Here is a 4,089-nt window from a genome sequence, read left to right as displayed (position 1 = left end):
CAACGTGGTCGACATGGAGGTGATTTCCGGATCCGGGCTCAAGCTTGGTGTGGATCCCCTGGGAGGGGCCGCGGTAAACTACTGGGCACCCATCGCCGATCGCTACGGGCTTTCCCTTGACATCGTCAACCCGGTCGTGGACCCCACCTTTGGGTTTATGACCCTGGACAAAGACGGAAAAATCCGCATGGACTGTTCTTCACCCTTTGCCATGCAAGGGTTGATCAAGCTCAAAGACAAGTTTGACATCGCCTTCGGCAATGATACGGATGTCGATCGCCACGGGATTGTCACGCCAAGCACCGGGCTGCTCAATCCGAATCACTATCTGGCGGTGGCCATATGGTACCTGTTTCAAAACAGGCCTGCCTGGGGCCCATCGGCCGCCGTAGGCAAAACGCTGGTATCGACCTCGATGATCGACCGGGTGACGGCCCATCTTGGGAAAACGCTGTCTGAGGTGCCCGTGGGCTTTAAATGGTTCGTCGATGGGCTGATGAGCGCTAAGGTCGGTTTCGGCGGCGAAGAAAGCGCCGGCGCGTCTTTCTTGCGCCGGGATGGCGCGGTATGGACCACGGACAAGGACGGCATCATCATGGATCTTCTGGCCGCTGAAATCATGGCCAAAACCGGCAGGGATCCGGGCGAAATATACCGGTCACTCGAGGAACGATTTGGTTCTTGCGTATATGAGCGCATCGATGCCCCGGCAACCGCCGGGCAAAAAGAGGTGTTAAAACAACTGTCAGCCGAAACGATCACCGCCAAGGCGCTGGCTGGTGAACCGATCCTTGCCAAACATACACGGGCACCGGGAAACCAGGCCCCCTTGGGGGGATTAAAGGTCGTCACCGAAAACGGATGGTTCGCCGCTCGACCCTCCGGCACCGAAGAAATCTATAAAATTTATGCGGAAAGCTTCAAAGGCAAGGCGCACCTGCAAAGCATTCAACAAGAGGCCCAGACCATTGTCAGTGCGGCATTTCAAGCGGCAGGCGCTTAGCATTCAGGATGCTATACATCTATCATGGTTTGACTACCGCTTTGCCAAGGGGGTGCCGGTTTACTGGACCAACCTGCTAAAAAGATACCGGGGGTGACGATACGCAGGACAACCGTGTTGTATGGAAAAATAGGGTCTCAGGCTCCTCCGGGACCATCATTTCATATGTTACCTGTCCAACATTGCCGAGATCGATTCTTGATCGTACCACCGGCCGGCTGCCATCACTCCAAGGATGCTGCGGGCATGGGCCACATCATCCAGCGGGTTTTTTGCCAGCAGGAGTAAATCCGCTCTTTTTCCGGGCACGATGCTTCCAAACTCATCCAGTCCATTCATCCGCTGCACGATCTTCGAGGCTACGACGGTTCCCGCTGCCAGGGCTTCATAGGGGGTAAACCCATTTTCAACCAGGATGCTGAGCTCATCATGCAGGGAGAACCCCGGTACTGCGCCCATGATGCCGGTTCCGGCATCTGTAGACAGCAGCAGGGGGATGTTTTTCGCTTTCAACGCAACCAGCAGTTTTTTGTCCAGCATGTACTTAAAGGGCGCAAATACCTCGCCACCTTTGAACTGCAGTTGATGCTTTCCCAGGCCTTTTCGAAACCGTTCCAGATAACTTAACGGCAAGTAGCGGTTTTCCGGTCTTTCCAGAAAATCATCGGGGTCGAATAATTTCCGAACGATCAGATCATCAATCACCAAGGTGGTGCAAACCGGAACCGGTTTGTCCTTGAGCTTATTTGCGAGCGCAACGACCATCGTCTCAATTTTTCGCTCTTGTTCCCGGGGATTTAATTCAAGCAAAGGGGCAAATCGACTGAACGTGGTCTGAATGGCATAGGACATCCACTCACCTTCATTGTTGAAATAACGATGGCGATCCAATTCGGAGACCTCCCATATCAACTCCTCGATATGGGCTATCTCGTTCATACCCTCCGCCAGTATGCCGTCCAAGCCAACCTGAAACGGGATGTGCCCGGCAGTGTAAAAGTTGAGTTTTTTGGCCGTGGACATGATCGTATGGTATTCCTGCCTGTCCACAAAAGCGTATATTTTGATGAAATCGAAATGCTGGTATTTTTGCCTGATAACGATCTGTTCCGGGTTTTCTTTGAAATGACCTCGCAACTGCGGCCCACAGGTGAGAATACTCGGCCCGTCAAGTCTGCCGGATTCAATTTCCTTCCGCCATGTAAGACCGTACCGGCCGGTTTTCCCCCGTGGTCCGAAGCAACGGATAGTCGTGACCCCGTTGGCCAAATAAAGCTTGAGGGGTGAAACCGGCCATGTGTCGCTCAGCCAGTTGTAGCGCAGATGCATATGCATGTCGGCCAGGCCAGGCATCAGGTATGCATGTTGACAATTCACCACGGTTGAATTCGGCGGGATTTCCGTTTGGCTGGTCGGACCGATGGCGGCAATTCGATTCCCCTCGACGACCACGGTCTGATCGGGCAATACGGTCGCGGTGACCATGGGGATTAGATTGGCATGAATGAATACGGTAGGGCTTTTCTGAGAGGCGGAGGCAATGCCAGTTATTTGAACCCAGAGTGTCCAAATGACGATTATGCCTGTCAGACGCAGTGGAGGGCCCGTCGACATAAAAGACCTCTCTTCAGTGAAAATTACTGATTTTAGGATTTGCCTTAGCAAGACTTTTCAATGCAGAGATCGAAAAGCATAACGTGGGCCGGGAAACTTTGTCAAACCAGGAGGATAGACCGTTAGAAGTTGGTAATCTGCCTTTTTTCAGGCTTCTGTCATTCGCCCAAGGCCACTTTTTTCAACCGGTAGTGAGACACCATCCACTCCTCGCCATCGGCATATCCCCACAGTTCGCTGCAGGCCATGAAAAAGATGCGCCAGCGCTGAAACCACAAGGCTGCATGCTTTTCACCATAAACATCCGCCATGACCGGCATGATGGTATGTCGCCGGGCGTCCATGTTTGCCAGCCAGGCCTCGGCGGTTCTGCGGTAGTGGCTGCCATTGACCCGCCAGTGGTTTTCCACCACGAGGTGCTTTTTGAAATTGAATATCAGGTCATCCGAGGGCATCATGCCACCGGTAAAAAAGTAGCGTCCCATCCAGTTGTCTTCGCCGTCGGTCTCGAAGGGATAGGTAAATTGACGGTGGGTGAAAATATGGATGAACAACCGGCCGCGGTCAACCAGCCAGGTGTCGATCCGTGCCAAAAGCAACTCCCAGTTACGCATGTGTTCAAACATCTCCACGGACAGGATCCGATCGAATTGTCGCTCGGTTGAAAAATGGTTCATGTCGGCGGTGATCACGCGAACGTTGGAGAGCCCCCGTTCGCGGCAGCGCTGTTCGATGAAGCGGCGCTGGGAAGCGGAATTGGAAACCGCTGTGATGCGGGCATTGGGATAAGTTTCGGCATTCCACAGGGTAAGCGACCCCCAGCCGCAGCCCAGTTCCAGAATATCCATGCCGTCTGCCAGCTCGGCCCGCTCGGCGGTGACTGCCAGCATGTCCGCCTCGGACTGGTCCAGGGATGTGACACCGGGATTCCAGAAACCGCTGCTGTATTTCAAATGCGTTCCCAGCACCTGTTCGAAAAAGGCCGCCGGCACTTCGTAATGCTGTACATTGGCCTTGTTCGTGGCAAGGGCCACGGGGCTGTTTGTCATTGTATTGACGAATTCGGCCAAGGCCTGCCCACGGCTGTTGACGTGACGGTTGGCTTCCTCCACGAGCCGTATTCGGTTCAACCGGCGGATGCCCAGCCGGATCAACGCGTCGGGCAGCCAGGCCCGGTCGGCCAGACCGATCAGCGACTTCATGAGGCATTCTTCCTTGGGGGGCGCGGAATAAATGGGCTGGTCTTCTCGATGTATTCGGCATAGCCGGGACGGCGGGTCATCAGGGCTGCTTCGGTCAGGGGCACACCAGTCATTTTCAGCAGCACCATTGAAATGATAAGTGGACTGACCATTGTCCACCAGCTGCCGGGTGTAGATACGGAACCCGGTCTGCACATCGGCCAGTCTGGCTCCGGCCACCAGGGAGATCAGGCCCGATGAGATGCGGTTGCTGTTGCGCCGCAATCGACT

3 protein-coding genes and 1 pseudogene are annotated in these 4,089 nt (G+C 54.6%); 1 reads left to right on the top strand and 3 read right to left on the bottom strand.

Annotated features, from left to right (window positions below; all coding sequences use genetic code 11):
* Window positions 1–1,003: pseudogene (locus ABYV26_RS22235) on the top strand (phosphoglucomutase, alpha-D-glucose phosphate-specific); the annotation flags it as partial.
* Between the two features lie 168 nt (window positions 1,004–1,171).
* Here ABYV26_RS22235 and ABYV26_RS22230 read toward each other — a convergent pair.
* The 3 genes from ABYV26_RS22230 to ABYV26_RS22220 form a co-directional block, all read right to left on the bottom strand.
* Window positions 1,172–2,488, bottom strand: a complete 1,317-nt coding sequence (locus ABYV26_RS22230; RefSeq protein WP_372683547.1) for an amidohydrolase family protein — start codon at window positions 2,486–2,488, stop codon at window positions 1,172–1,174.
* Window positions 2,489–2,775: 287 nt separating this feature from the next.
* A complete protein-coding gene (locus ABYV26_RS22225; RefSeq protein WP_372683549.1) occupies window positions 2,776–3,666 on the bottom strand; it encodes a cyclopropane-fatty-acyl-phospholipid synthase family protein in 891 nt (296 codons plus the stop codon).
* A gap of 149 nt (window positions 3,667–3,815) precedes the next feature.
* Window positions 3,816–3,932: a hypothetical protein gene (locus ABYV26_RS22220; protein WP_372683548.1), complete on the bottom strand. Its 117-nt coding sequence runs from the start codon at window positions 3,930–3,932 to the stop codon at window positions 3,816–3,818.
* Window positions 3,933–4,089: the final 157 nt, after the last annotated feature.

The sequence above is a fragment of the Desulfosarcina sp. genome, assembly GCF_041551955.1.
GTDB lineage: Bacteria > Desulfobacterota > Desulfobacteria > Desulfobacterales > Desulfosarcinaceae > Desulfosarcina.
The sequence above is the reverse complement of the archived record's forward strand: the minus strand, read 5'-3'. Positions and strand labels throughout refer to the sequence as shown.